The following is a 26512-nucleotide window of genomic DNA, read 5'->3' on the forward strand; positions in this document are numbered from 1 at the left end:
TGCGTAAGCGCTTTCAGTTCGTAGTTTTCATATTAGATAAACTTTCAGACAACTTATAGCTTTTAAAAGTATTGATAATATTGTAATTAAAAAAAGCAGCCGCATGGGCTGCTTTTCATATGTACGGATCGAGGCGGTGTGAACCTTTCGAATCCAGCCGGTATTGGTAGATTGGACGGCCGACGCCGTATATCAGGTTTTCTTCGAGATAGCCGATTTCGGTCAGGAATTTCAAATACTTCCTCACCGACACCCGGGAAATGCTGACGGCTGTTGCCAGCTCTTCTGTCGAGAATGTTCTTTCCCGGTTCAGCAAAATCACGTCGTTGATCGTTTGCAAGGTCGTTTTCGTGAGCCCTTTCGGCACTGCCTGGACGTTTGGCAGCTCCGCCACGGCTGCACTTTTTCTCCGGAGCAGCCGGTCCAATTCTTGCTGGCTAACCCGTTTGTCCTGATTGAATTTGTCGTAATTATTTCTGTACTGGAGCAGCGCTTCCTGGAAGCGGCTGAATTCAAACGGTTTGATCAAATAGTCCGCTGCCCCGAGGCGCAACGCCTGCTGGATTTGAGCGATTTCGGAAGCGGCTGTGATCAGGATGACATCTAGATCCTGCTTTCGTTCCCGGATCCATCCCAAAAACTCCATGCCGCCCTTTCCCGGCATGTGGATGTCGAGCAAGATCAAATCGACATCCGTTTCAGCCAGAAACGCCATCGCGCTTTCCGCATTCTCTGCAATGCCGCTGAGTGCAAAGCCTTCGACTTTTTCAAGGTATTGCCGGTTCAGCGCCGCCACCATCGGGTCGTCTTCCACAATCATCACTTTAATCATCGCTGTCACCTCCCGCTTCATAAGGAATTATGATTTCGAATGTCGAGCCTTTATTCGGCTCCGAACGCACTTCAACCGAGCCATCGAGCTTCTCCACAGCCTTTTTCACCAAGTAAAGGCCGTATCCTCTGTCATGCCCCACCTTGTTCGAAACCCCTTTTGTGAAAATGGCATCCTGCTGTTCTTCCGGGATGCCTGTTCCGTTATCCGTTATGGTCATCGTCAGCAAGTCATCAATATAGGAAAACGAAGCCTGGATGCGCCCGCTTTCCTTACCAGAGACATTGTCAATCGCGTTATCGATGATATTGCCGGCAATCGTAATCAGTTCATGGGTCACTTCCGGATTCCCGGGCTTCGGAATTTCGGTTTCACAGCCTACTGACAACTCGACATGCGCTTCCCTGGCGTAGCTGATTTTGCCGATCATAAATCCGGCAAATACCGCATCTTTGAGATGGTGGGCAATCGTCCCGACTTCGTGGGCCTGATGGTCGACGAGTTTCGCGATAAAGCCGGCCACTTGCTCATACTCCTCCAATTTTATCATGCCGAGCACGACATGGAGCTGGTTCATGAACTCATGGGACTGCGCGCGCAGCGTCTCTGCATACATCTCGACGCCGGTCAGCTGCTCGGCCAGCCGGTTCAGCTCTGTTTTGTCGCGGAAGGTGATCATTGCGCCGATGACACCATCGTTCACCAAAAGTGGAACCTGATTGGAAATGATCGATAAACCGTTGAGGTTCTGCTCTTCGTTTAGCACCGTCTTTTTCTTTTCCAGCACGCTGTCGAGTGTAGCGCCCGGCAGAATTTCACCGATTGGCATGCCGACCGGCTCCTTCCCCCTCAGGCCTGCTTTCTGCAAAAGCTGTCTGGCGGATTTATTGGCCAGCACGATGTTGCACTCCTTGTCGATTGCAATGATCCCCTCGTATGCCGAGTGGAGCATCTGGTTCCGCTCTTCGTGGATACGCGCAATCTCGTAAGGCTCCAAGCCGAACAAGCTGTTCTTGATGTAGCGCGCCAGCCAGAAAGCGCCGAGAATCCCGACCAGCAACCCAATCAGCGAGCCGATCAGGATCTTTTTCTGGTTCTCCTCGACGGCCGCTTCGACTTCCTTCAGGGAAATGCCCACCGCCACTGCGCCGATCTGGTTTTGATCCTGGTCGAAGACCGGCGTGAACGACCGCACGGACTCCCCGAGCGTCCCTTCAGACCTTGACGTATACGCTTCGCCTCGGAGCACCCGCTTCTCGTCTCCGCCAACAAACCCCTCTCCGATCAGTTCGGCATTCGGATGGGATTTCCGCATGCCTTCCATGTCCATCGCCACAACAAATAAAACATCTGTAGCCCTCTGGATCGCCATTGCGTAATCCTGGATCGCACCTTCATCGCCCCGGTCCTGCAAACCATTCCGGATCACTTGGGACTCGGCCGCTGTCAGGGATATATTGACCGCTTTATCTTCCAGCTGTCCTTCGATATTGCTGCTAGCTGTATCCGTAATGAGAAGATTCGTGATGATCAGGGACACGAGCACAACCAGACAAACAAAAAACACGATAATCGTACTCAATTTAAACCGTTTAGAAATTGTTGCCACCTCGTTCTGTATTGCAGGTTTGGATAAATGCTAAAAGCTTCTACCGGGAAAGTTTACTTGATAATTTGGCTGGTGTATAGAAGCGGATGGTCCATTCAATGGTAGAAGCTGCTCGAGATTTGCCTTTTATCCGCTAAGAATTTTGACAATAAAAAAACGTCCAGTGCGCACAGCACAAGACGTTCCAGCAGCGAATAGCTTTAAATAATCCAGCAGCAAACCGATTTAGACCAGGCCGGTTCAGGCTCTACAAATTCCGCTTCGAAGAAAGAAGTTCGTTTCTTCTGCACATCAGAACCGCTTCTTTAATCCCCTCAAAATCCGTAACGATCGGCTGCATCTTCAACAAGCCGTTTAAGCCGATGGATTTCTGGCTGCCCTTCTCCCGGTTGATTTGTCCGGTAGCCAGCACATAAAATTCCCATTGTTCGAGGTTCAAGGGATTCACCAGTGTCCGGTCCTGCTCTTTCAAAAGACAAAACACATATACATCTGCACTCCGTCCCATTTCCGTCGCGTATGTATTGGTGCTCGCTTCCCACGACATGGCCGGCCGGATACTGAATTGGATCGCCGAGTGTTTTGTTTGCGCCCATGACTGGACGTAGGCGGCAGACTTAACCTCGACTTTAATTCCGTCCGCCGTGACCAGATCATAAGCATCCCACTCTAAGCGCACGCCATCCACCGCGCCCAAAGCTTTTCCGACAATGAACTCCGCAACCGTTCCCCGCAGCGCATTGTTCAGCAAATCGGATTGATTCCACTGCCAGAACTCCAGAAGCTTGAATTCAGAGTCTCCTTTTGCGGAAATGAAAGGTTCTTCTCCGGTTTTTTTCAATTCTTAAGTCACCTTCTTAGCAAATAATAAAGATTAGTTTTATTACTTTAATTTAGTTAAACCATTTCAAAATGTTTAAATGCAGCTAAAATATCCGATTGTTTACTTTCGGGACAGGGATGCACTCTATTGTCCTTCGAAATTCTTCTCGGAGAAATTCTTGGGTTTAGTCCATGTACTTCTTTCATATGGGCAATCCAACAAGATTTCGCTGTGTAACCATTTTTCTTCTTGATATACGCTTGTATGTCTTTATAAGTCGCCATTTATTTTCCCTCCTGTTTTTAAGTGTCTTTTTAATTTTTTCATAATCCAAGTATTGGTCGAAAGGTAACAGAGGTAAATACCTATGGTTCTAAAACAGGTTATATTTCCTCGTTTAAACAAGCGTTTCCCATGGTCGAACAATCTTATCAATTTTCGGTTTAGACTTTAGGATCAACTCGCTGACTTGTTCCACTCTGCTGTTAATACCTTCTTTCTCAACTTGAAAACAAGAGCGGCTCGGCGGCGGATCCGTTAATGTAAACACATCTATTAATCCTTGCTTGTGAAAGTCTCTGGCAATAGAAACTGGAACAATGGCCCACATCCCGTCCTCTTCTAGAAAATCTCTCAGCATTTTTGCTGTATCTATTTGAAGGAAGGTGTTGGTCGTTGGTCCCCAATGCTTTTCATGCCAAATTTGATAATCCATTCCCCAATTAATAAATAGTTGCTGCTTTGGACTTAATACACTGTTATCAATTTCATCTGTAGTTGACTCAATTTTCTTCTTCTGAATCATAACCATCTGTTCTTCAAATAATTTCTGGACTTTGACGTTTTTCAAGATTCGGTCTTGCAAGGAAAATCCGATGTCAATACTGTTTTGATCAATCAGATAGTAAATCTCATTGGATTGATGTGTATGGATAGCCAATCTGACATCCGGTATTTGACGAAATACTGCTGAATAAATATCTTTGAGGACATAATTATGAACACTGTCTACTGCACCTATACTAATCGTCGCTTCCCCGCTCGTTGACTTTAGATTCTTCGTTTCTAGATACAGGGCTTCAAATCTCAGGGCAAGTTGATAAAACCGCTCCCCCTCATGGGTTAGCGTCACACTTTTTACCCCTTTCTCCCTGTTGAGCAAAACCACTTCATATTCTTTTTCAATAGAATGAAGTCTTTGGCTGATTGTCGATTGGGAAACATACAATTGTTCTGCCGCTTTAGATAAACTCCCTAAACGGATAATTGTAAGAAAAGATTCAATTTGACTGTAATTCATTTACCCACCTCTAATATCGATTTTACTTATATTTAATACTAATAAATTTAATTTTACACTATATAAAGGTGTCTTTATACTGACAGTAGTAAGTTATTTCTTAATTTTCTTACAAAGGGGGAAGCATTATGAAATGGTGGTTTAATTTGCCGTTGTACACGCAAATCGCAATCGGGGGATTAATTGGTATCGCTTTAGGTTTTTTATTGGGAGAAAACGCAAAATATCTTGAACCCGTAGGAACGTTGTTTATAAATCTCTTAAAAATGCTTATTATTCCATTGGTTGTCACGTCTGTTCTAGCAGGCATCCTAAAAATGAAAGACGCAAAGTCGGTAGGTAAAATTGGAGGCGGATTTTTACTTTATCTCATATTAACGAGCTTTATCGCCACATCTATCGGGGTACTTGTGGCTCTGGTTCTACAACCCGGAAAAGGGCTTCAATCTTTATTGGATCATGGAGAGACAGTCGAAGCAGCCGAGTTCAGCTTTGTTGATCATTTCTTGACTTGGATTCCAACAAATATTTTTCAGTCTCTTGCAAATATGGAGATGCTTCCGATCATCTTGTTCACAGTATTTATTGGTTTAGTAATGATTACACTCGGCGAACACAATGTGCCGACCGTTACGAAATTCGTAAATGAAAGTGCCAATATCATGCTTAAGCTGACGAGTTTTATCATTCAATTAGCGCCTTATGGTATTTTGGCTTTGCTGGCAAGCCTGGTAGGAACCTTCGGATCAGATATGCTATCAGCTGTCATTAAATTTGTCATTGCTGATTATATTGCATTGATCTTGGTGCTCTTAATCGTTTATCCAATCATTTTAAAGGTAACGACCGGCTTAAGTCCGATTCAATTCTACAAAAACATTTATCCATCGATGCTTTTTGCATTTACTACATCGACCAGTACAGCAACAATCCCGGTTTCTTTACAAGTTACCAAAAATAATCTAGGCATTAGCCAAAAAACATCCGGCTTCACTATTCCTTTCGGAGCAACAGCAAATATGGATGGTTTCGCAGTGGCAATCGGGGTCATTTCGGTTTTTGCGGCCAATCTATACAACATCCCAATCACTTTGAGCATGATCCTTCAGTTCGTTTTATTGGGCTTGGTCTTGTCCATTGGTGCAGCAGGTGTCCGCGGAGCAGGGATTGTCATGTCCATCGTCCTTCTTGAGGCATTAGGAATGCCTTTATTGATCATTCCAATCCTAGCAGCCATTTGGCCAGTAATTGATATGGGACATACTACGCTGAATATCGCAGGCGACTTAACTGGTACCACTGTAGTTGCTAAAAAGAATAACGATTTAAACGAAGCAGTCTTTAACTCTTCCAACAATCCAAAAGTGGATACCTCAAGCGAAGAAGTATTCTAATAAATTCATCGAAAGGTCGTGCTTCAAATGTCAGAACGCCATACAGATTTTTTCCCTGCAGACCTGCAAAACCAGCTTAACGGCCGGTTCTACTTTTTGAACCATGACGTTTACGGGATACAGCGACTTTTTTTTGAAAATGCAGGCGGCTCCTTGAGATTAAAATCTGCAGTAGAGGCTCAAACAAGATATTCTGCATTTCCGGATTGCCCGGAACGTAATCATGACGTCGCATTAGATATTCGGAATGTGATTGATAAAGGAACTGAAGACATCCGCTTGTTTTTAAATGCACAAAGCGGCTCCATCGCTACATCATTGACCGCTTCAAAGCTGATGTTTGAAATCATCACTACGGTGGCTGCATCAAAACCAGAAGGAAACCTTGTCACTACGGCGATTGAACATCCCTCTTCCTATGATGCCTGCCAGTTCGCTGCTGAACAATACCAGCACGAATTGCGTGTTGCCGCAGCTGATCCGGTGTCAGGAAGCATTCCGCTTTCAAATATTTTGGAACTAATCGATGAACAGACGGTTCTCGTGTCTGTTATTTTGACTTCTAATATCACTGGAGCTATGCATGATATTAAGGAATACGCTAAAAAAATCAAAGAAAAGAATCCGGACACCGTAATTGTCGTGGATGCGGTTCAAGGGGCTCCCCACGGTGTGATTGATGTTGAAGACTGGGAAATCGACGCCCTGAACATCGCACCTTATAAAATGTTCGGCAACCGCGGAATTGGTTATGCGTATCTTTCTGACCGCATCGCTTCTTTGCCGCACCATCGTTTGCTGGCGACCGCTTCAGACAATTGGCATGTCGGCAGTCCGACTCCTTCACATTTTGCAGGGTTTACTGAAATCATCAACTATATTTGCGACATAGGCAGCTATTATAATGCTTCAAAAGACCGCAGAACCTTAATCGTCGAAGGAATGGAGCACATTCATCAACAAGAACAAGCCATCCTCCACCGGTTTATAAACGGATCGGCAGAAGCAACCGGAATTAAAAATTTACCAGGTGTCACTATTCACTTTGAACAAGCCAATAACATAAACCAGGATTTGATTTTGGCATTAACATTCGACAATATGTCCTGCTCAGAAGCAGTAAAAAAATATGGCGAACACAATATTCTCGTCTACGCCCGAGAGTCAACAAGCCACTACTCCAAGCGGATTTTGGAAGCGATCGGCCTGGATGCCATCGTACGGGTATCACCGCTTCATTGCCACACAAAACAGGATGTGGATACTTTCCTGCAAGTTACTCAAACCATTTTGTCAGAAGCGAGTATAACCGTATAAAAAAGGCAGTTGCTTCAGAATCCTGGAATTCTGGAGCAGCTGCTTTCTTTAATTGGCATAATACTTATATGACAGGCTATTGCTATTCCAATTTAAATCAACACCCAATACATGCAAAACCTACTCACTTTTGCTCGTGACAGCATTTCTACTTACTGCCGCTCATCTTCTCAAGCTCCACAATCTTCTCGTAAAGCCCTTCCTCTTTCAGCCATTCCACAATCCGCTCTTTGGCAAATTCCTGTTCAAACTTGTGCCAGCCTTCCGTCAGGTCCAAGGCATCCAATTGGTTCCGGAACTGCTGAAACGGTTTTTTCCGTTGCAGCGACTCCAGCAGCTTTTTCCGCTGGCCCGTGTCCGGCAATTGTCTTGCATAAGCCTCTCTCGCCTCATAAGCTTCCGGCGAAGTGAACTCCGGAATTATGACCAGATCATCCGCCGCTTCGACTTCTTCGTCCATTTCAAATTCGTCGTCGTATTCGGTATCGTCTTCATCTTCATCGTAGAATTCATCTTCGAACGGATCTTTCGGTTCGAAAACGATTTCCCCTGTCTTCACATTCAACATGCCTTGGAATTCTTCCGTCTGTATCAAATACTGGTCAGCCAACTCATTGATCAGCTTCATGGTTTTCGCCTCCGATACGTGTGATGAATGCGGTTATGGTTTTATTTTAAGGCATATGTACAGATTTCGTAACCCTTCTATCTTGAAGCTTGAGCTATAGGATAAATCAATGGAACAGCGCATGGTTTTCCTTTCAAAAAGGGTATATAAATAAAAAACAACTGAGGAGGTTCTCCAACATGTCCCATCCGCCAAAAACCCGAATTGACACTGCTGCCAGGGTGATCCAAGCTCCGCCTAGCGCCATCTACCAGGCATTTATGGATCCGGAATCGTTGGTTTCCTGGCTCCCCCCGGAAGGGATGTCGGCCCGTATCGACGAGTTTGACGCTCGCGAAGGCGGAACTTATCAGCTCACCCTCACTTATGAAGCCGATCCCTCTTATGTCGGAAAGACTTCGGACAATACCGATGTTTCCCGCGGCAGGTTCCTTAAACTGGTTCCCGACACCAAAATCGTGACAGCCGGCGTGTTCGATTCCGAAGATCCGGCGTTTGCCGGCGAGATGACGCAGACATGGTACCTCGAAGAAGTCCCGGAAGGCACCAAGGTCACCATCGTTTCTGAAAACGTCCCTCCCGGAATCGGAAAAGAAGACCATGACGCCGGCATGAATTCATCGCTTGGGAATCTTGCGGACTTTCTTGAAAACAGGCAGTAAACAAAAAGAGCTTCCAGCAGGTGTAATTCACCGCTGGAAGCTCTTTGCCGTTTTGCATCATGTCTAAAGGGAGCACTACAAAACCGGGGAACTCTGTCAGTTTTTAAAGAAATATACCAGCTTTGGCGCGTCCAAGGGCTGGGCGAAGCAATGAGACGAGCGGTCTTCTCGGCTCATTGCGAAAGCCATGCCCAAAGCGCCGAAGCGGCATATAAACCTTCTCTTCATTAGTACAACATATACAGTTTACGCTTCGATCTGTTCTTCCATCACCTTGCGCCACGACACCACTTCGCGCTCCTCGATCCGTTTTGCGAGGCTTTCGTCCCAACTGCCGCTTTCGATATTCCAGACACGGGCATAAAAGATGTCCTGCTTCTTGTCGTACAGTTGGAACTCGATGCATGGGACGGCGCGGTTCTCCTGCTCGATGCAGCCGGCGATTCCGGTGGCGAGGATTTGGAAGCCATCCTCTTGCGGATAAACGAGCTCCTTGGCGAGCATCCCGTGCATGCGGTCTTTGTTCAAAGTGCCTTTTACCGCATAGCGGAACGACGGAAGTCCGTCGCCCGCTTCGTTGTCTGCCTCTTCCCCGGCCACACGGTATTCATCGTGCACTGCGCTGAAAGTGACCAGAGTGGAGTCCTCTTCCATCTCTTCGTCAAAGATGCCCCGCTCCAAATAATCCATGCCTTTCGCTGTCGGCTTGTAGCCCTTTTTCTCGAGCCCGATCAGGCCCGTGCGCTGCATCTTGTCGATCAAGTCGCGGATGAACAGCTCTTCTACAAACAGCATGTCAGCAAGATTGGCAGCTCGGCGGATGTCCGCTTCCTGAAACGCAAGCAGCAGCATCTTCATCAGGATGTCCATCTTGAGCCGCTTGACACGGGTAAACGACACGTCGTACAAGACGACCGGCAGTTGCCATGTCTGTTCCTTCAGAACCCTTACATCCGGATTCTCCAATAAACCCGCACGCAATCCGCTCTTCAGTTTCTCCATTCCCTCACCCCCTGCTTCCCGCCAATGCCTTCAAGCCGTTTTTCTGTTTCACAGTGTCCAGCACGTGCCGGTACATCCGTTTCGTCTCTTCTTTTTTCGCGCGCGCAGTGAACATCTCGGAGCTGCCGATCAGCACCAATAGTTCTTTGGCGCGCGACAGCGCCACGTTCAGCCGGCGGTAATCGTTCGCAAAGCCGATGTCGCCGTGGCTATTTCCGTTGTTTCGCACCATGCTGAGGAGGATGACCTCCATTTCGCTTCCCTGGAAGCGGTCGACGGTGCCGGTACGGATCGTCAGATGCGGCAGGCGCAGTTCCTGGTCGATCATGCGCTGCAGGCGCTTTACTTGTTCGCCGTAGAACGAGATGACGCCGACGCTTTTCAATCTGTCTGCCGGAATCCGTCCGGCCGCTTTCGCTTCTGCAGCAGCCTCGTTCATTTCCACGAGCAGCCCGCTGATCTCCTTGAGTTCCGCCGGATTGAACAAGCTCTTCCCGCCGCTCATCCGCTCTTCGAAATACGCCGGTTCGTTCGGCAAATCGAGCCACATCAAATGGTTGCTGCGTTTGACTGAACGGGATTCGAGCAAGTGGTCGCGCTCGCGGTCCGAATCCTGGAGCCCGCATTGCAATTGCACTTTTTCGCCTTTGTAGAACGGCGTGATCGTCTCCATGATGTCCGCATGCATCCGATACTGGATGGCGAGCATCGTCTTGTTCGCTTCCGGCAGGTTTTTGTAAAGCCGTTCGAACAACGATTCTTCCAATAGCTTCTCGAGCTCCCGCTTTTCCTCGAAGCCGCTGTTTTCCTTGATCATTTCCTCAAGCGTCTCTTCCAGTGTATCGTTTCCGAGAAGCGGCGGCAGCTGATGATGGTCGCCGACCAGGATGACTTTCTTGCCTTTGAGCATCGGCAAGAGGAGTTCCGGCGGCGTCGCTTTGGACACCTCGTCGATGATGACGACGTCGAACTCCGGATAATTGTCGATGAAATCCTTGCGCGCCGAAGCGACGCATGTTGTGCCGATGACGTTCGCATGCTTGATGTACAATTTGCGGATCTCGTCCAAGTCGTGGTCGTTTGCCCCGTCCAGCAGCTGGAGCCATTTTTTCTGGACCGACTGCAGGAGCGGCAAACTTTTCTGCTCCTGTTTGAGCGATTCCAATGTGAATGAAAGGCTGGCTAGCTGTTTTGCGGTTTCCTCGTATGCCGTTTCCGGGTCGGACGACAGGATTTCGGAAAGCGCATCGAGCTCTTTCTCCCGGAGCCTGATGGCATTTTGCAAGACGGCCATTTCTGCTGCGATTCCGGCTATCCTCGCTTCGTGCTTCGCGAACGCCTCACGCTCCGCTGCCGCCTGCGCCCCAAGCTCCGCTGCGCGCTTCTCTGCCGCTTCAAAAGCGACCTTGTCTTTTTGCAGCTCCGCTAGATTCGCTTTATGGCTGCGGATCGCCTCTTCCAGGTCGTTCGGCAAGCCAGGCGCGACATCCAGCTCGCTGACCCGAGCTTGGAGCGGATCCCGTTCCCCTTCCAAGCGTTGGAGTTCCGCGAGCCATTTGCGGTCGAGTTCGAGATAATGCTGCTGCTGTTTCAAAATGCCGTCGGCCACCGCTTTTCGCAAGCCTTGGAACGTGCGCTTGGAATCCTCGATGTATTCTTCCGCCGTCTTCAGCTTCGCACCGCGCTGCCACAGATTGTTCTGCCGCTTGTACAAGCCGCTGAGCCCTTTGGCAAGGACCGCCGCATCGTTGCGCTGCGCACTTTTCAATACCGCTCTCAGCCGCTCCAAGAAGAAGTCCACATCCGCAGAAGTGAACGCTCCGGGGTTGCGGAGTGCATCTTGCTTCAGCTCATCGATTGATATGGCGGTTGGTGCGAGCAGCTCCTCCACATATGCAATAGCAGATGCAATGCTTTCATTGTATTTCCGCAGCTTTTCCCATTCGGTCATCTTGTCTCGGATGAGGTCAAGCTTGTTGAGCGAATACGTGATTGCCGGCCCTTCCTCGATTTCCTGCTCTGCCATCACCTGCAGCAGGCCGTCCACTTTCTTGATGTTTTCAAGCCCTGCGACCAGTGCGTTCTTCTCTTCGATCACCGCAGTCACCCCGCGGCGTTTCTCTTGGGCCGCTGTGATGTCCCGCTCCTTGCCGGAAAGTTCTTCGGCAAGCGTCCGTTCTAGTTTCGCCTCTTCGAGCTGCCCGATCGCATCCGAAATGCGCCGGAATTCATCACGGAACCACTCCGCACTTTTGCTGTGGATGAGCTCGGCATCTTTTTGGATCGCTTTCCCGAGCTCCTGCAGCTTTTGTTCAATTCTTTCCCCTTCAAGAGCCGCTTCCGCTTTCACGGACTCGAATGCTGCTAGCTCGTGCTGATCTTTTTCAAGCAGCGCCTGGATATTCCGGCGCTTCTCTTGGGCTGCCTTTTTTTCTTCGACGGCTTCCGCCAATCGTTCAAAGACCGGCTGCAATTCCGCATACGCCCCTTCCGTCTTCGACAGTTCCCCTTCAAGCCCTGCAGCACGCGCTTTCCGCGCGTCGTACTGGCTAGAGACCTCCTTTAAGGTGTTGTCTTTCCAATACTGGCCGACGTTTTCCTCTATGAACTTTTTGCCTTCCTCTTCGATGCTCTCCGTCCGGCCGACGCGCAAAATGCGGATGTCCTTGTGGGCCAATAAACGCCCGAGCGCATTGTCGACCGCGAGATTCGACTGCGATGCGACAAGCGTCTTCAAGCCTTTTTTCGCGTTCTGTAGACAAATTTCCGCAATAACCGTCGTCTTCCCTGTTCCCGGAGGACCCTGGATGACGTACAGGTCTTCTGCTGCGACCGCACCTGTGACCGCCCGCTGCTGAAATTCGTTCAGCCGGTTGTGGAATGCCAGGTTCCCGAGCGGCTGGAGCGCCGCGACCGGCGGCTTTTCTTCAAATAGGAGACGGTCGAGCTTCGGATTCACCGCAAGCCCTTTTTCAAGATTCGTGAACCCTTGGCGCAGCCTCCGAATCTGGCTGAGCGCCGCGAAATTGCTGAACACCGCTTCTTTTTTCGGCAGCGCATGCCCTTTCTCCCGGAGCTGTTTGACGGCATAGCTCTGCAGTTCGATTTCCACCGTCCGGTTCGCCGCTTTGAGGACCGTGCCGACGTCACCGTCAATCCCGGTGAGCCGCACGCTCAAATTCCTGAGCGACTTCCATTCGGTGTCTTTTATTTGACAGCCGGTGAGCGTGATGCGGCTGAAATCATGGCTGAAGGCAAGTTTCGAGTAGCCGGTCTTGATGTCCGGAATATCCATGCCACGCTCCTGGATCTTCAAATAGCCTTCCCAACTCGAAATGCGCTTTTTCACATAATCCGATTTTTCTTTCGCCGGCGTCATCCGATTGATCAAATTAACAAATTCCACAGGGGCCGGTTCACGCGAATCCTTGAATATGATCCGTTCCTCGCGCTGCCAGTTTGTTCCGAGCGCACCGTAGGATTTCCGCAGCGTCACATTCGTCACGAGCAACCGGTGGTTCTGGAACACACAGTGGAGGACGACTGAGCCGTCCAGCTGTTTCGCTGCCAAGCGTTCCGCTTCCGCGCTGCCGAAAATGAGCGCAACCGAAAGCGAGCCATCCGCGCTCGCGGGATAGCGTTCTATGAACACCCGGAACGGTTCGGCCGCATTAAAAAAGGAGCGTTCGCTGATGCCGAACCCTCTCATTTTTTCTGAAGCGGTGTTTGTCATTCGTAAGGATGTTCTATATATATCTGTTTTTGCCATTGCCATTTTTATCACCTGTTCTGTAGAACTGAAGCATTTCCCCGGCCCATTTCCTGCCGGAAGAAGGATGGCCGTTCGTCAAGCCTATCTGATTTGTTTACATCTCATCATATCATCATTTTGTCCGATTGAGCCGGGCGAACCGCAAACTAATCCAAAAAACCCATTCGCAAATGCCAGGTTTTATTCTATATAATGCGTCCGATGTTTAGCACCACTTCAGCGCGGCAGTAAATAGGCAACTGACTAATTTCAAGGAGGCTGACCCCTTTGCCGAAATTGCCTGATACGACGTCGCGCGTCCAAGAACAGACTCCCGAACCCATCAACCGGAAGATCCAGCACGCCATCCAGGGCTGGTGCCCGCCGCTTTCGGTCATCCGCCGCATGAGCGTAAGGACTATGAAAGAAATTGACCAGGAAAAAGAGGCGCTGCAGGAATTGCTGTGAAGTTGACATCCTAGACTAGCCTATGTCAAAATCCTCTGCGGGTTTTGCTTTCTTCGTACAACTTTAGCTAAATTTGATGTCTATATTAGCTATGCCTTTGATCGTATCCAAATTATGTGCCCTGCCTTTAAAAGGAAGACCAGGACCAGGGCCGATACAAAGACCACAAAAATAATCCACGCAAACGACCAGTCCGTTACGCTTTTGAGGATGATCCCTGCAAAAGTGCCCAAGAACGAAAAGACAAAAACGAGTATACGGTCGACTTTAGCTGAGATGATCGGTTCGGTAAAAAAATTCTTAGACTTGATTTCACAGCGAGCCATCCAATACCTCCCATCTAATTCAGTTTTCCATTATATTCCTCAATACCACTAATCAGTAAAAAATAACAAAAAACCGAAGAAAACAGACTAAAGAAAAAACCTCCTGATTAAAGGAGGCTTTTCCGATCGCTTTCATGTTCTGGAAGAAGGTACATACGTTTTAAAATGCCAGGCACAAGCTTCAAAACAGCAGAAGATGCGCCTGCGGATCAGTGAATGAACAGAAACAGCTGCTTCTGCCCTTCTCCGCCCGAGCGCGAGTCGGCGTTCGGGCTGAAATCGATCCATTTCACGCGCTGAGCGCGCTGCTGGATCCGGACATGCAGTTCTTCCTCGATTTCCATTAGCTTCATCACGATTTCCAGGTACGGCAACCCGAAACGGGCCATCGCTGAGTTGACGGGGGAATCCGCCAAGACAAGGCTAAAGAATTCATCGACGGTCGTCGCCTTATCCGCCAAAGCATTTTCGGCCTCCGTGATGAATTCGTATAGTTTTCTTTTATCTTCCGGAAGCCGTTTTACTTCACTCTTCCGCAAAAAGTCCAACAATCCTTCGTTCATCGCTTTTCCCCCTTGTCCGCTGCTCTTATACTTCTATTTTACCAGCTTGCTTTTTTAATTCCAGGCAATTGTCCTTTATGGGCCAGTTCCCGGAACGCAATGCGCGACATTTTGAATTTGCGCATGAAGCCGCGCGGGCGGCCGGTCAATTGGCAGCGGTTCTTCAAGCGCGTCGGCGAGGAATTCCGCGGCAGTTTGTTCAGTGCTTCGTAGTCTCCTTTATCTTTCAGCTCCTGGCGCACTGCTGCGTAGCGGGCCACCAATTCCTGCTGCTTTAGGTCTTTTGCGACTTTGGATTTCTTGGCCATTATTGCTCCTCCTCCTAATGTGTAATCGTTACGTTTTATAAATACGTAAAAAATTTTTACTTCGTTTCGCGGTGCAGCGTAACCTTCTGGAGGCGCGGGCAGTATTTCTTCAATTCGATCCGCTCCGGGTTGTTGCGTTTGTTCTTTGTCGTCGTGTAATTGCGGTCGCCTGTTTCGGTGCAGGCGAGTGTGATATTAATGCGCATGTTCCATGTCGCCTCCTTCCGTTTCTGCGTAGAATGCCGGCAATGGATCAGGAAACTCCTGCCAGTCCATCCCGATTTCTTCTTCAGTCAAGGCGCATCGTTCCAGTTCCTCTATTATCTTTTGCTGATCCATGCCGATGCCGATCAGCACGAGTTCCGTCATCTTCACGCCATATTCCGTATCCCACATTCCCGCCCGCTCGATGCTGAGCGACGGCCCTGCCTGAGATAAGAGGGCAGCTGCGTCGTCGCGCGTGGCGATCCATAAAAAGCCTTTCGCGCGAACCACTTCCACTGGCCACTCCAGTATCCATTCCATCAGCCGCTCCGGGTGGAACGGCCTTTGGCTCCGAAAGACGAATGAGCCGATGCCGTATTCTTCCGTTTCGGGCACGTGTTCCTCGTTCAATTCCTTGATCCATCCCGCACTCTGGCTCGCACGCTCCAGATCGAAGCTGTTCGTGTTCAGCACTTCGTTTGGATCGATTTTTGAATACCGGGTGCCGATGATCCGGGCATCCGGATTCAAGCGCCGAAGCACCGCTTTCAGCTCTTCGGCCTTTTCTGCGCTGATCAGGTCGAGCTTGTTGACGACCAGGATGTCCGCAAACTCGATCTGGTCGATCAGCAAATCTGCGATTTCGCGTACATCATCCGCCGCGGCTGCTTCTTTCCGGTCAAGCAGCGTATCTCCGGAGGAAAAATCGGCCCAGAACCGGGCAGCATCCACCACGGTCACCATCGTATCCAAGCGGCAAAGGGCCGGCAAATCGATCGCCAATTCCGCATCGCCATACGAAAACGTCTGGGCGACCGGGACCGGTTCGCTGATGCCGGACGATTCGATGACGATGTAATCAATCGAGCCAAGCTTTGCAAGCTTCTCCACTTCCACGATCAGGTCCTCCCGCAGCGTGCAGCAGATGCAGCCGTTCTGCATCTCCACGAGTTTCTCTTCTGTCCGCGAAAAACCTCCCTGTTCCACTAGCGAAGCATCGATGTTCACTTCGCTCATGTCGTTCACGATGACCGCCACTTTCAGCCCGTCCCGGTTATGTAAGATATTGTTTAGTAGCGTCGTCTTGCCGGCGCCCAGATAGCCGCTCAGCACAGTTACCGGAATCCTGTTATCCATCCACCCAACTCCTTTCGGTTGAACATTAAAACCTTAAATAGTAATCATTACGTTTTATAGCATACGATTTTCTTCCGAAAACTGCAAGCACTTCTAAAAATTTTTTCGAGAACCTCCCCCTCTTTTATGGGCCTACAGCTTTTGGGCATGAAAAAAAGAAGCTTTTTGAAAAGCTCCTTCTCGTTTCCGTCAGCGGCATCAGCCTGCCCCATCGGCTCTTGCTATTTCTTCGCGCACTTGGTCCAAAAACGCATGAGCGGCGCTTGAGAACGCCTGGTGTTTTTTCCAGACGAAATTCAAACTTGCCTCCAGCTTCGGCTCCAGCGGCCGGAAGCAGAAATTGCTGGTTCCTGAAGTGTTGATCAGTTGATCGATGCACAGCGCATAGCCGATGTTCTCCTCCACGAACCACGTGGCGTTATAAAGCAGGTTGTAGGAGGCGGTGATGTTCAATTCCCCGGCATCCCGGCCGAACCAGCCGCTGATTTCATTGCCTACTGCAGTCTGGCGGGAAACCAGCAGCGGTTGACCAACCAGGTCGGCCGGCTTGATGGACGGCTTTTCGGCCAGGGGACTATCCTTTCGCATCAGCACACCCCAGACGTCTGCAGCGGGGAGTCTTAGGTAATCGTATTTCCGCTTGTCAGACGGTTCAATGACCACCCCGAAATCCAGGAGCCCCTTGTCCAATTTTTCGGCAATGTCATCTGCATTTCCGCTGTAGAGATGGAAGCGGATATCCGGATGGCGGACCGCTAATTTCCGGGAAGCTTTGGCGATCAGCTGCATGGCGTGCGTCTCGCCCGCTCCGATATGGATGTCACCGGCGATGGCCTCTTTCGGGCGCTTTAAATCGGCTTCGGCCTTATCCGCCAATTCGACAATTTCCTGCGCTTTTTTCAGCAGGAACAGCCCTTCTTCCGTCAACGAAATCTTCCGCTTGCCCCGGACAAACAGCGTGGTCCCCAATTCGGTTTCCAGCTCTTTCAATTGCCGAGATAGCGTCGGCTGCGTTAAATGGAGCCGTTTGGCCGCGGCGGAAATGGTTTCTTCATTTGCCACTGCGATGAAATAGCGCAGCACCCGGATGTCCATCAAATCCCTCCCCTTGTGTATGCCCAAAAGGCATGTTGACTTATTTAATATAGGCATTCGCTTTCTAAATCTTACCATTCTATAATAAAGCCGAAAAGACAAATCAATCAGCGAATAGCCATCCGACCGACCGGCCTCAGATGTCTGGCCGAAAACCATCTACCAGAAAGGCGGCGTTATGCCATGAACATGAATGAATTCATTGAGTTTTGCCGGCAAGGAAATCCGATATCCGGAGACGACACCGAATTGCATGGCCTGCTGGTCCAGTGCAGTTTCGATGCGCAAAAAGTGACTATGGAATTGAATACCTCCTTTCACACAAAAGAAGAAATCACAGCTCTTTTCAGCGAACTGACTGGCCAAGAGGTCGACCCGTCGTTCATGTGCTTCCCTCCTTTTTATACAGACTTCGGCAAAAACATCACCATCGGGAAGAACGTATTTCTCAATACGGGCTGCTCGTTCCAAGACCGCGGGGGCATCCGGATCGGCGACGGTGCCCAGGTCGGCATGAACGTTGCGATTGCTACACTCAACCACGGGCTTTCATTGAAAACCCGCGGCACAACTTACGCACAGCCCGTCGTAATCGGTGAGAATGCCTGGATCGGCTCTAACGCGACCATACTGCCCGGTGTGACCATCGGCGACAATTCAGTCGTTGCCGCAGGAGCCGTTGTCACAAAAGACATTCCCCCGGACAGTGTAGCTGCCGGAGTGCCCGCCAAAGTGATCAAAACCATCGATCAGAATGCCTGAACAAAAAAAACCGATTCTCCTGCAAGACAGGAGAATCGGGTTTTCCGTTTGTTGAATCAGCGTGTTTCTGCAGCGTCGCGCTGCACGATCTTGTCGCTCACCTGCTGGCCGCTCAGCGTCACCATCGGCATGCCGCCGCCCGGGTTCACCGTGCCGCCGACAAAATACAGGTTGTCGTACAGTTCGCTCTGCTTTTTGTGCTTAAAGCCGCCGTTTTTCCGTTTGTCGGACACGGTGCCGTAGATCGCACCGCGGTCGGATCCGTAGACGCGTTCGATGTCATGCGGCGTCCAGACGTCGCGCGTCACGATGTTCTCGCGCAGCCCTGTCAGGCCCATGCGCTCGAGCTTGTCGATGACGCGGTCTTCGAATTTCCGGTAATCGTCCGGCGTGAACGGATGGTCCTGGATATACGGGATGTGCGGCAGGATCTTCAAGTTCTCATGCCCAGGCGGCGCCTGGGTGGGATCGGTTTTATTCGTATTAACGAGGTAGATTGTCGGGTCGTCCGGCAGTTCGTGTTTCTCGAACACTTTCTCCATCTGTTCATGCAAGTTTTCTGAGAAGAAGAAATTGTGGTGGTTCAGGAACGGGTATTCCTTCTTCACGCCGAGGTGCAGCACAAGGCCAGAACTCGCCGGCTCGAACGTCTTCTCGAGCTTCCCGACATACTCCTTGTCGGCATAGACCATCTTTTTATAGAACGGGATCACTTCCATGTTCGACACGTAATAATCGGCCGTTCGGAATGAGCCGTCCTCCAGTTCGACGCCGGTGATGCCTTTGTCTTCGTCCGTGTACGCGCGGATCACGCACATGCCGGTGTGGATCTCGACGCCTTCTTCTTTTGCGAGCTTTGTCAGGCCTTCCGCCAGTTTGTTGATGCCGCCCGGCACGTACCAGCAGCCTTGCGCATGCTGCATATAAACCATCATATTGAGCACGGCCGGCGCGTTGTACGGCGATGAGCCCACGTATTTGATGAAATATGCGATCATGTCGCGCAGATGCGGATTGGAGATGCGCTTCTCGATCGCGCTGTACATCGTTGAGGTGAGGTCGAAGCCGGTCAGCGTCGCACGCACGCCGTGGATCGCCACTGCTTCCTTCGGCGTCTCGAAGCCTTCTGCCAAATAGCCGTCTTCCGTTGTCTGGTAGAGCTTTTTCGCATACTTCAAGAACGCGTAGTACTCTTTGATGTCTTTTTTCGACAGCGAAGGATTCGCGCGTTCCATCAAATGAAGGTCATGGTAAAGGTCCAGCACCGTGCCGTCCGGGAAAAACGAGCGCCATTCGCGTTCAAGGCGCTGCGTCGGGATATAATCGCTCATGCGCTTGCCGCTGCCCTGAAACAATTTCTCGAACACATGCGGCATCGTCAAAATGGACGGGCCAAGGTCGAAGCCGAAGCCGTCCTGCTCCAGGCGGTTCACTTTCCCGCCGATATGGTCGTTCTTTTCATATAACGAAACCGCGTACCCTTTTTGGGCGAGGGAAATCGCAGCCGACAAGCCGCCGAGGCCGCCGCCGATTACGAGCACGGATTTTTTAGGATTCTTCATAAACAAAACGCCTTCTTCCCCAATTTATTTTCATTTCATCCCTTTCGTGAACGGCCGCTCCATTTCCTGCTTCCATTCAAAGTCCGGCATGCCTATGTGCCGGAAATTCAGCTGAATAAAATCTGTTTAAGTTCTTAAATTCCCTTCTCGCTGCTTCTTAAAACTTTACTCGCATAGCATTTGTATAATAATTATATACTATTAGTAGAAGGAAAAGAATTAATAACACAGAACAAGAATGCCCGCCGCTTTCCCACAAAAAAAGCCGGGCGAAGTTCGCCCGGCTGCATCTTTTATTTCTTTGTCTTCTCTTTGATCTTGTTCGCCACTTCGTCTTTCATTTCCATGGCTTGATCTTTATAGGTTGCCGCTTTTTCCTTGTAGTCGTCCTTGTTTTCTTCCCAGTGCGTCAGCGTCTTGTCTTTCAATGCGTTTAGCTTGTCGAGAAATGCCATAAAGATCATCCTTCCGATTTTCCTGCCACCGAAACGGCGGGTCCAACTGGCTTAAGCATAACGTTCCCTTATCCCATTGTCCAAAAGCTGCTCTTGAAAATGAAGGGAATCCGAGGAATGCATGGAACTAATAAAGTATTGACTCCATGCTGCCATCCTTTGACTCCCACTTGCCACGGGCATACGTTGAAAATTGAGCGAAATGGAGGCGAAAACGATGAAGATCGGAATCATCGTACATTCCCAGACCGGGCACACCTTGCTTGTCGGTGAAAAACTTCAAGAGCAACTGCAGAGCGATGGCCATGAAGTGGCGCTCATCCGGTTTCAAAACACGGAAACACCAAAAGGGCCGCAAAAAATCGAAGACGTTCGATTGGATCAGGTTCCTGATGCCACGGGGTATGATGCCTTGATATTCGGCGCCTGGGTCGAGGCATTTAATCTCTGCCATGGCTTCACGCTTTACCTCCAGCAAATACCCGACTTCGCCACGGCCAACGTATCCTGTTTTCTCACGCAGCAATTCCGCTTTAAATGGATGGGCGGCAGCTTGGCCATGGCGAAAATGAAACGGCTGCTTCGAGCCAAAGGCGCCCAAGTCAACGCAACCGGCATCATCAATTGGTCCAATAAAAAGCGCGAACAGCAAATCGCCGAGCTGGTCGCCCGGTTCAGCAGCCAATACCAGCCTTGAACCTTGCTTGTCCGAAAGCACCACAATTGTGTAAGCCTTTTCAAAAGCTTATAATTCAATTAGTCTGACAATTATATTTTGAGGAGGAGTACTGTGAATAAAACGGCAGTTGAAACCTTATTCGTCAATCAGTTCGTAGATGGGATTTTGGACCCGAATAAAGTAATGCTGGGGCCGGTGAAAGACGGCGGCTACATTATTGCGAACACTGCCCCTGGCTGTTGGGGCCCGATGATTACGCCAAGCATCAAAGGCGGCCATGAAGTGACAAAGCCGGTTTATGTAGAAGGCGCTGAACCGGGAGACGCGATCGCCATCCGGATCCAATCCATCACGGTCACGTCGCAAGCGACCGCTTCCGGCAATGACCAAATGCTCGAAGACCGCTGCGACGGCGACGGGTTTGTCGCGGCGAAATGCCCGCAATGCGGCACCAAGAATCCTGAAACCGTCATCAAAGGCATCGGCCCCGAAGCTATCCGCTGCGCGAACTGCGGAGCAGACGCCACGCCGTTCATCTTCACAAACGGCTATACGATGTTCTTCGGCGAAAAAGGCGATGTCGGACTCACCTTGCCGCAGGAAGCCGCCGAGACCATTGCGGAAGCGGGACGCTTTTACATGAATACGCCCGAAGCTTCTGTCCAAAATCCGGTGGTGACATTCGCGCCGCATGATCTGGTCGGCACGATGGCCCGCATGCGTCCTTTCCTCGGGCAACTCGGAACGACGCCATCACGGCCGACGCCGGACTCCCATAATGCCGGAGATTTCGGGTCGTTCCTTGTCGGCGCTCCCCATGACTTCACGAGTACGCAGGAAGAATTGGAAACGCACCGAACAGATGGCCATTTGGACGTCAACCGGGTACGCGCCGGCGCTGTGCTGATCTGTCCGGTCAAGGTTCCGGGCGGCGGCATTTACCTTGGCGATATGCACGCCATGCAGGGCGACGGCGAAATCGCGGGTCATACATCGGACGTCTCCGGCATCGCCAATCTTCAAGTCCATGTCATTAAAGGGATGAATATCAAAGGGCCGATCTTGCTGCCGAATGTAGAGGACCTTCCGTACACGGCAAAGCCGTTCACCGCAGAAGAACGCCAATCCGCGCAGCAAATCGCCAACAACTGGAACGTCTCCAAGATCGAGGAATCGTATCCCGTGTCCTTTATCGGGTCCGGCCCGAACTTGAATGACGCTACGGAAAACGGGCTGACCCGCGCCGCTGAATTTTTCGGGGTCTCCGTCCCGGAAATCATGAACCGCTCGACCATTACCGGCGCAATCGAAATCGGCCGGCATCCGGGCGTCGTGACTGTGACCTTCCTTGCGCCGCAGCCTTACCTGGAGAAAACCGGCTTGCTGGATCTAGCGAAAACGCAATACGGATGAGACAAAACAACCGCCATTCCACAAACGGGATGGCGGTTGTTTCATTGTTTGCTTGGTTTTAAGTCAGTTCCCGATCCGCAGCGCCCGGTCCTTGTTCTGCAGAACCGCCAGAATGCTGAGGGCGGCGAGCAGGCTCGTCTTCGGGTTATCCGGCATCGGGTTGTTTTCGACCTCGAGGCGCATGTTTCCGAAAACCCCTTCCGCTTCGATCGTGTGGGTGTTCCGTTCAACGGCAGGGTCGACGATGATGCGCACCCGCGTCTCCTCGGTGCCGACTCCGGCGAGCGCCAATACCAGCGCCACATTGACGTTTTTCGGGTAGCGTTCGACGGCTTCAGATGCCGATCCTTCAAAAATCACCTCTTCGCTGTCCGCTTCGATGCCGAGTGACGCAGGGGATTTCCGTGTGGTGATCCGCACCTTCTCCAGCCCGCCGGCGGCTTTCGCCGACTGCAAAAGATCCAGCCCGCCGATCGCGCCGGACGGCAGGAAGATGTGCGAGCCGCCCTCTTCGGCGAGGCTTTTGATCTCATCCAGAAAAGCGGCATCTTTGAACACACCGATGCTGCTGACGACAAGATCGATGTTGTTCGCTGCCACATCTCCGAGATAAAGCCCGGCCGCTTCCACCGTCGAAGCTTCCACCACGATGTCGAGCGGCTTCTCCAAAAAGTCCTGGATGTCCGTGTAAAACTCGACACCGTAATGGGCTTTCAAGCGCTCGCCGACAATCACATTGCGGCCGAAAATCGCAGTCACCTTGCTATTTGCCAGATGTTTCTTATTCACCTGTTCCAATAAAAACGACGCGATATTGCCTGTCCCGATGATTCCGATGTTCATGGTTGGCCTCCTCTTCTATCTGATGTTCATGGACTATTAGCTTCTTCAACTAAATTGTAAGCTATCTCAAGGCAATAAAACAGGCAGGATTTTTTCCATTAAACGAGAAACACCTGCAATTCCGGGGGAGGGAATTGCAGGTGTTTTTGTTCCATCAGATGTTTCAGGATTTATTCAAAGATCAAAACGCCGGGCGGTAAGCCGTAAGCGGAATGTCTTCGTATGCTTCCGGATCCAGTTCTTCGACCGAACCGTCTGCGACGCCTTCAATTATAGCGGAAAGGCCGCGTTCGACCGATTTGACCAACTGGCCTTTTTCCTTCTGTCCGAGCGACTGTGTCTGGCCTCTTACTTCAAACAGCACCGTGCCGCTGCCGTTCAGGGCGTAGCTGCCAAGCGCCGTTCCAGGAAGGTCCAGTCCTTGCGAATAAAGCGAGATGTTCGTGAACTTCGAGTCACCGTACGACTGCAGTTCGTTATACGCCAGCAAGTTCAGCTGTCTTGAGAAATCGTAATTGTAGTTGTCCGCGTACTCCGCATAATCCGCGCCTTCAGGTGTGCTCGGATCCGGCACGAATTGGGCCGACAGGGACAATGTTACAGGATCTGCTGTGCCGTCCACATAGTAGAGGCCCTGGTGGTGCAAGTCGATAAAGACATCCACTTTGCCGAATTCGTCCTGCAGGGATTTATAGACGTCGCGCGAAACTTGGGCTTCCGGTGTGATGAACCAGCCCGGCTCATCGGACGCGCCAGGGAAATCTTCCGCTTGCGGCACGTAATCAAGGTCCGGGTTGAAGTCGCGGTTCACGTCAAATCCGGGATTCGCGCCGTAATCATAGCTCTGGCTGATGCCGCGGTCCAGGTAGTTCCAAGAAGGCGTCGCACCGGATAATTGCGGATAGCTTTCCACCACTTCGCTCCATGTCAGGCTGTTGCGGCGCTTGTCCGCTTCCGAAGCATCCGGGTTCATCATCGGCATGAAGACGACCGTCACTTGTTCGCGGAGTTCTTGGGCCTCTTTGGAATTGCCGGACAGCGTCTTCAATAAATTAAGGATCGCCACCGTGCCTGTCTTTTCATTGCCGTGGATTTCGCTTTGGACCAGAAGGACCTTATCGCCTGTACCGACGCGTGCGGTATAGATATCCAATCCTTCATGCGACTGCCCGGCCACTTCCAACTGGACAGTGCCTTTGCTGTTTGCCGCAATTTGCTTCAGGCTCTTTTGCAGCTCCTGATAGTCGATAAATCCGGAAATGCTATTGTCATGGTGATGCTCGGTTTTCGTTACCGGATCAGCTGCATAAACTGGCATCGCCAATGCTGTGCACAAACTCAAAACTCCAACTGTACTCGCCCATCTTCTCTTCAAAAAACATCCACTCCCTCAAATTGTTATTCGCATTTGCTTGCGTGTTTTAAAGACTTTTCGCTTCCTCCTTTTTCGAAATTTAACTTTACCCAAAAAGAGCATAGCAATAAAAGAAATAATAGTAAATATATTTAGAATATTCAGTTCTTATGTATTATTCGACTCTCTAAATACCTTGTTTTCTTGTATCTATTGGCGCAGGACTCCTTAACTACTTCGGGCCGCTAAATACTTTTCCGCAAATAAAACCACCTTTCCGGAGAAAGATGGTTTCTGTCTAAATGAGTGTTTTCTTATACGATAAATCAGTTCTTCCGGGCAAAAAGATGCTGAACCATATTGCGTAAGATAGTCATCGAATTAACTGTACATTCATAAAATCCTATTACCTTTACAAGAAAAAGCTAAGCAAAAAGCATCTTCGGAAACAATGACTTTCCCTTTATAAAATGAAAAACACTAAAGCAACCAAATGTGCGACTGCAATAATAAATGGACCCCATGTTTCAAACTTATCTTTGATCTTAATTCCTATAAACCCATCTAAAAATTGCACTATAATCATACCCAGAGAAGTAATAACTACCATTTCGGTTGAAATCATAAAGAAAGGAACTATTGAAATGCACCAGAAGGCAATACTGCGTGCAGTAACGTATAATGCTTTTTCATTAGCATCATCTTTGCTTCTTTTAACGGCTAACAAAGAGAAAAACAGACTTATTGAAGCACTAATTAAAGTTAGAGCAGCGCATAGATAATACATGAACTCCCTCCTTTACTTTTTGACATCAAATCCATTTTCCCAATGAATAAAACTCCAAGTCACGGATAATTCAAATTCATGTTTGTAATTCAAATTAATTGTAACTAATTTTTGTAAAAACACAATATATATTCTGATTATTCTAAATATTTTTGACGTATGTTTCTTCCTGTTCTTATTTCCACTCATTACAGTTGCCCCAATAAGAACTGCTTATATTTTCAGCAAGACGCCGGTTCCCCATTTAACGTCATGAAATATCCTCAACTGGTGGAATCAAGCAATGAAAATGACCCGGTGCAACAGGTTTGTTCCTCATCAGAAAACACAGCCTTGGAAAAGAGCTTGTCTTTTCCAAGGCTGGGTTTATTTATTAGGACGTAACTGAACGAACAGCAGGACTAGAAGAATTTTGCAGCAACCGTTGCTCCTGCATGCCCCTTTTGTTTGGATAACAAATCACTTCCCGAGATTCAGCACGCTTCCCAACAACACATTCGTACCGTTCTCAATGTCGGCCGCTTCTGCAAATTCTTTCGGGTTATGGCTCACGCCGTTCAAGCACGGGATGAAGATGAGGCCGGAATCCAGGACGGCCGCCAGTGAATTGGCGTCGTGATTAGCACCGCTCATCATCATGCAATAATCCACACCCGTTTCCCGGCAAACCTGTTCGACCGTGTCAATCAGTTTTTTCGACAGCTCGGACGGGCTTTTCTCGATATTCGGTTTGATCGTCACATGATGATTGGCATGGGCATACGCCGAAAACCGCTCCGTAATCCGGTGCATCATCTCCATATCCGTCCCTCTTACTTCAAGGGTGAAGTTAACCTCTCCAGGCACCACATTCGGCAGATTCGGATGCACATACAATTCACCGACGGTTCCGACATTCGGTTCACCGTGTTCTTTGACGATGCGGTCGAATTCCAAGAGGATTTTCGCTGTGCTGATCAACGCATCGTCCTGTTCGCCCATTCCCATTGTTCCGGAATGCGCCGCTTCGCCGTGTACCGTCACGTCCAGCCGCTTGATGCCTGCAATTGAATGAACGATTCCGATGTCCGTACCGCCTGCCTCCAGCTTTTTCCCTTGTTCGATGTGGAGTTCCAAAAAAGCTGCTGAATTGTTCTGCTCCCGCGGTCTCTTTCACTAGCTGAGGCGTGAATGGTGTGCTTTCCAGCCGCTTGATGAAATCGTCATCAAATTGGATGCTGCCGCAAAACGCACGGCTG

At 49.8% G+C, this 26512-nt stretch carries 26 protein-coding genes; 7 read left to right on the forward strand and 19 right to left on the reverse strand.

What is annotated here, in order from left to right; all coding sequences use genetic code 11:
- Nucleotides 1-115 precede the first annotated feature (115 nt).
- From ACFSDB_RS08580 to ACFSDB_RS08600, 5 genes are all read right to left on the reverse strand, one after another.
- A complete protein-coding gene (locus ACFSDB_RS08580) occupies nt 116-832 on the reverse strand; it encodes a response regulator (protein WP_204891891.1) in 717 nt (238 codons plus the stop codon).
- A complete protein-coding gene (dcuS, locus tag ACFSDB_RS08585) occupies nt 825-2414 on the reverse strand; it encodes a DcuS/MalK family sensor histidine kinase (RefSeq protein ID WP_377339777.1) in 1590 nt (529 codons plus the stop codon). Before dcuS ends, ACFSDB_RS08580 begins: the two co-directional genes overlap by 8 nt.
- Nucleotides 2415-2688: 274 nt before the next feature.
- Complete coding sequence (locus ACFSDB_RS08590) at nt 2689-3282, reverse strand: hypothetical protein (protein WP_204891892.1); 594 nt, start codon at nt 3280-3282, stop codon at nt 2689-2691.
- A 56-nt stretch (nt 3283-3338) separates the two neighbouring features.
- A complete protein-coding gene (locus ACFSDB_RS08595) occupies nt 3339-3548 on the reverse strand; it encodes a hypothetical protein (protein ID WP_204891893.1) in 210 nt (69 codons plus the stop codon).
- Nucleotides 3549-3661: 113 nt separating this feature from the next.
- Nucleotides 3662-4564: a LysR family transcriptional regulator gene (locus ACFSDB_RS08600; RefSeq protein ID WP_204891894.1), complete on the reverse strand. Its 903-nt coding sequence runs from the start codon at nt 4562-4564 to the stop codon at nt 3662-3664.
- A gap of 128 nt (nt 4565-4692) precedes the next feature.
- Between ACFSDB_RS08600 and ACFSDB_RS08605 the strand changes: the two genes are divergently transcribed.
- Together ACFSDB_RS08605 and ACFSDB_RS08610 are read left to right on the forward strand one after the other, a co-directional pair.
- Nucleotides 4693-5958 (forward strand): dicarboxylate/amino acid:cation symporter, encoded by a 1266-nt coding sequence (locus tag ACFSDB_RS08605; protein WP_204891895.1) that lies wholly within the window; start codon nt 4693-4695, stop codon nt 5956-5958.
- A gap of 27 nt (nt 5959-5985) precedes the next feature.
- Nucleotides 5986-7275: an aminotransferase class V-fold PLP-dependent enzyme gene (locus ACFSDB_RS08610; protein ID WP_204891896.1), complete on the forward strand. Its 1290-nt coding sequence runs from the start codon at nt 5986-5988 to the stop codon at nt 7273-7275.
- Between the two features lie 148 nt (nt 7276-7423).
- Here the strand turns inward: ACFSDB_RS08610 and ACFSDB_RS08615 are convergent, their stop codons facing one another.
- Nucleotides 7424-7903 carry a UPF0158 family protein gene (locus tag ACFSDB_RS08615; protein ID WP_204891897.1) on the reverse strand — a complete coding sequence of 160 codons (480 nt, stop codon included), beginning with the start codon at nt 7901-7903 and terminating at the stop codon, nt 7424-7426.
- Nucleotides 7904-8082: 179 nt separating this feature from the next.
- On the opposite strand from ACFSDB_RS08615, the gene ACFSDB_RS08620 reads away from it, so the two are divergent.
- Entirely contained in the window at nt 8083-8565 is a 483-nt protein-coding gene (locus tag ACFSDB_RS08620; protein WP_204891898.1) for an SRPBCC family protein, read from the forward strand.
- Nucleotides 8566-8811: 246 nt separating this feature from the next.
- Here ACFSDB_RS08620 and ACFSDB_RS08625 read toward each other — a convergent pair whose 3' ends face one another.
- Together ACFSDB_RS08625 and ACFSDB_RS08630 are read right to left on the reverse strand one after the other, a co-directional pair.
- The gene (locus ACFSDB_RS08625; RefSeq protein WP_204891899.1) at nt 8812-9567 is read right to left on the reverse strand and encodes a hypothetical protein; all 756 of its coding nucleotides are present in this window, start codon (nt 9565-9567) and stop codon (nt 8812-8814) included.
- A 4-nt stretch (nt 9568-9571) separates the two neighbouring features.
- Nucleotides 9572-13300, reverse strand: a complete 3729-nt coding sequence (locus ACFSDB_RS08630) for an AAA domain-containing protein (protein WP_377339784.1) — start codon at nt 13298-13300, stop codon at nt 9572-9574.
- A 306-nt stretch (nt 13301-13606) separates the two neighbouring features.
- Between ACFSDB_RS08630 and ACFSDB_RS08635 the strand changes: the two genes are divergently transcribed.
- Nucleotides 13607-13786 (forward strand): hypothetical protein, encoded by a 180-nt coding sequence (locus ACFSDB_RS08635; RefSeq protein WP_204891901.1) that lies wholly within the window; start codon nt 13607-13609, stop codon nt 13784-13786.
- A 535-nt stretch (nt 13787-14321) separates the two neighbouring features.
- Here ACFSDB_RS08635 and ACFSDB_RS08640 read toward each other — a convergent pair.
- The 5 genes from ACFSDB_RS08640 to ACFSDB_RS08660 form a co-directional block, all read right to left on the reverse strand.
- Nucleotides 14322-14675, reverse strand: coding sequence for a hypothetical protein (locus ACFSDB_RS08640; protein ID WP_204891902.1), 354 nt, complete (start codon nt 14673-14675; stop codon nt 14322-14324).
- 38 nt (nt 14676-14713) lie between these two features.
- Nucleotides 14714-14983: a 30S ribosomal protein S14 gene (rpsN, locus tag ACFSDB_RS08645; RefSeq protein ID WP_204891903.1), complete on the reverse strand. Its 270-nt coding sequence runs from the start codon at nt 14981-14983 to the stop codon at nt 14714-14716.
- A gap of 56 nt (nt 14984-15039) precedes the next feature.
- Nucleotides 15040-15189: a 50S ribosomal protein L33 gene (rpmG, locus tag ACFSDB_RS08650; protein WP_204891904.1), complete on the reverse strand. Its 150-nt coding sequence runs from the start codon at nt 15187-15189 to the stop codon at nt 15040-15042.
- Nucleotides 15179-16324 (reverse strand): GTP-binding protein, encoded by a 1146-nt coding sequence (locus ACFSDB_RS08655; RefSeq protein ID WP_204891905.1) that lies wholly within the window; start codon nt 16322-16324, stop codon nt 15179-15181. The genes rpmG and ACFSDB_RS08655 overlap by 11 nt, the downstream gene beginning before the upstream one ends.
- Before the next feature lie 198 nt (nt 16325-16522).
- Entirely contained in the window at nt 16523-17419 is an 897-nt protein-coding gene (locus ACFSDB_RS08660; protein WP_204891906.1) for a LysR family transcriptional regulator, read from the reverse strand.
- Between the two features lie 183 nt (nt 17420-17602).
- Between ACFSDB_RS08660 and ACFSDB_RS08665 the strand changes: the two genes are divergently transcribed.
- The gene (locus ACFSDB_RS08665; RefSeq protein ID WP_204891907.1) at nt 17603-18181 is read left to right on the forward strand and encodes a sugar O-acetyltransferase; all 579 of its coding nucleotides are present in this window, start codon (nt 17603-17605) and stop codon (nt 18179-18181) included.
- Nucleotides 18182-18237: 56 nt separating this feature from the next.
- Here the strand turns inward: ACFSDB_RS08665 and ACFSDB_RS08670 are convergent, their stop codons facing one another.
- Together ACFSDB_RS08670 and ACFSDB_RS08675 are read right to left on the reverse strand one after the other, a co-directional pair.
- Complete coding sequence (locus tag ACFSDB_RS08670; RefSeq protein WP_204891908.1) at nt 18238-19743, reverse strand: phytoene desaturase family protein; 1506 nt, start codon at nt 19741-19743, stop codon at nt 18238-18240.
- Between the two features lie 293 nt (nt 19744-20036).
- Entirely contained in the window at nt 20037-20198 is a 162-nt protein-coding gene (locus ACFSDB_RS08675; protein ID WP_204891909.1) for a hypothetical protein, read from the reverse strand.
- A 217-nt stretch (nt 20199-20415) separates the two neighbouring features.
- On the opposite strand from ACFSDB_RS08675, the gene ACFSDB_RS08680 reads away from it, so the two are divergent.
- Both ACFSDB_RS08680 and ACFSDB_RS08685 read left to right on the forward strand, forming a co-directional pair.
- The gene (locus ACFSDB_RS08680) at nt 20416-20895 is read left to right on the forward strand and encodes a flavodoxin family protein (protein WP_204891910.1); all 480 of its coding nucleotides are present in this window, start codon (nt 20416-20418) and stop codon (nt 20893-20895) included.
- A gap of 93 nt (nt 20896-20988) precedes the next feature.
- Entirely contained in the window at nt 20989-22290 is a 1302-nt protein-coding gene (locus tag ACFSDB_RS08685; RefSeq protein ID WP_204891911.1) for an acetamidase/formamidase family protein, read from the forward strand.
- 63 nt (nt 22291-22353) lie between these two features.
- Here the strand turns inward: ACFSDB_RS08685 and nadX are convergent, their stop codons facing one another.
- From nadX to ACFSDB_RS08705, 4 genes are all read right to left on the reverse strand, one after another.
- Nucleotides 22354-23133, reverse strand: a complete 780-nt coding sequence (gene nadX / locus ACFSDB_RS08690) for an aspartate dehydrogenase (protein ID WP_204891912.1) — start codon at nt 23131-23133, stop codon at nt 22354-22356.
- A 181-nt stretch (nt 23134-23314) separates the two neighbouring features.
- A complete protein-coding gene (locus tag ACFSDB_RS08695) occupies nt 23315-24451 on the reverse strand; it encodes a M14 family zinc carboxypeptidase (protein WP_204892140.1) in 1137 nt (378 codons plus the stop codon).
- A 499-nt stretch (nt 24452-24950) separates the two neighbouring features.
- On the reverse strand, nt 24951-25274 hold the full coding sequence (locus ACFSDB_RS08700; protein ID WP_204891913.1) for a hypothetical protein: 324 nt from the start codon (nt 25272-25274) through the stop codon (nt 24951-24953).
- Between the two features lie 459 nt (nt 25275-25733).
- The gene (locus tag ACFSDB_RS08705; protein ID WP_377339794.1) at nt 25734-26390 is read right to left on the reverse strand and encodes a hydantoinase/carbamoylase family amidase; all 657 of its coding nucleotides are present in this window, start codon (nt 26388-26390) and stop codon (nt 25734-25736) included.
- Nucleotides 26391-26512 lie beyond the last annotated feature (122 nt).

This window comes from Planococcus chinensis (genome assembly GCF_042681545.1).
Lineage (GTDB): Bacteria > Bacillota > Bacilli > Bacillales_A > Planococcaceae > Planococcus > Planococcus chinensis.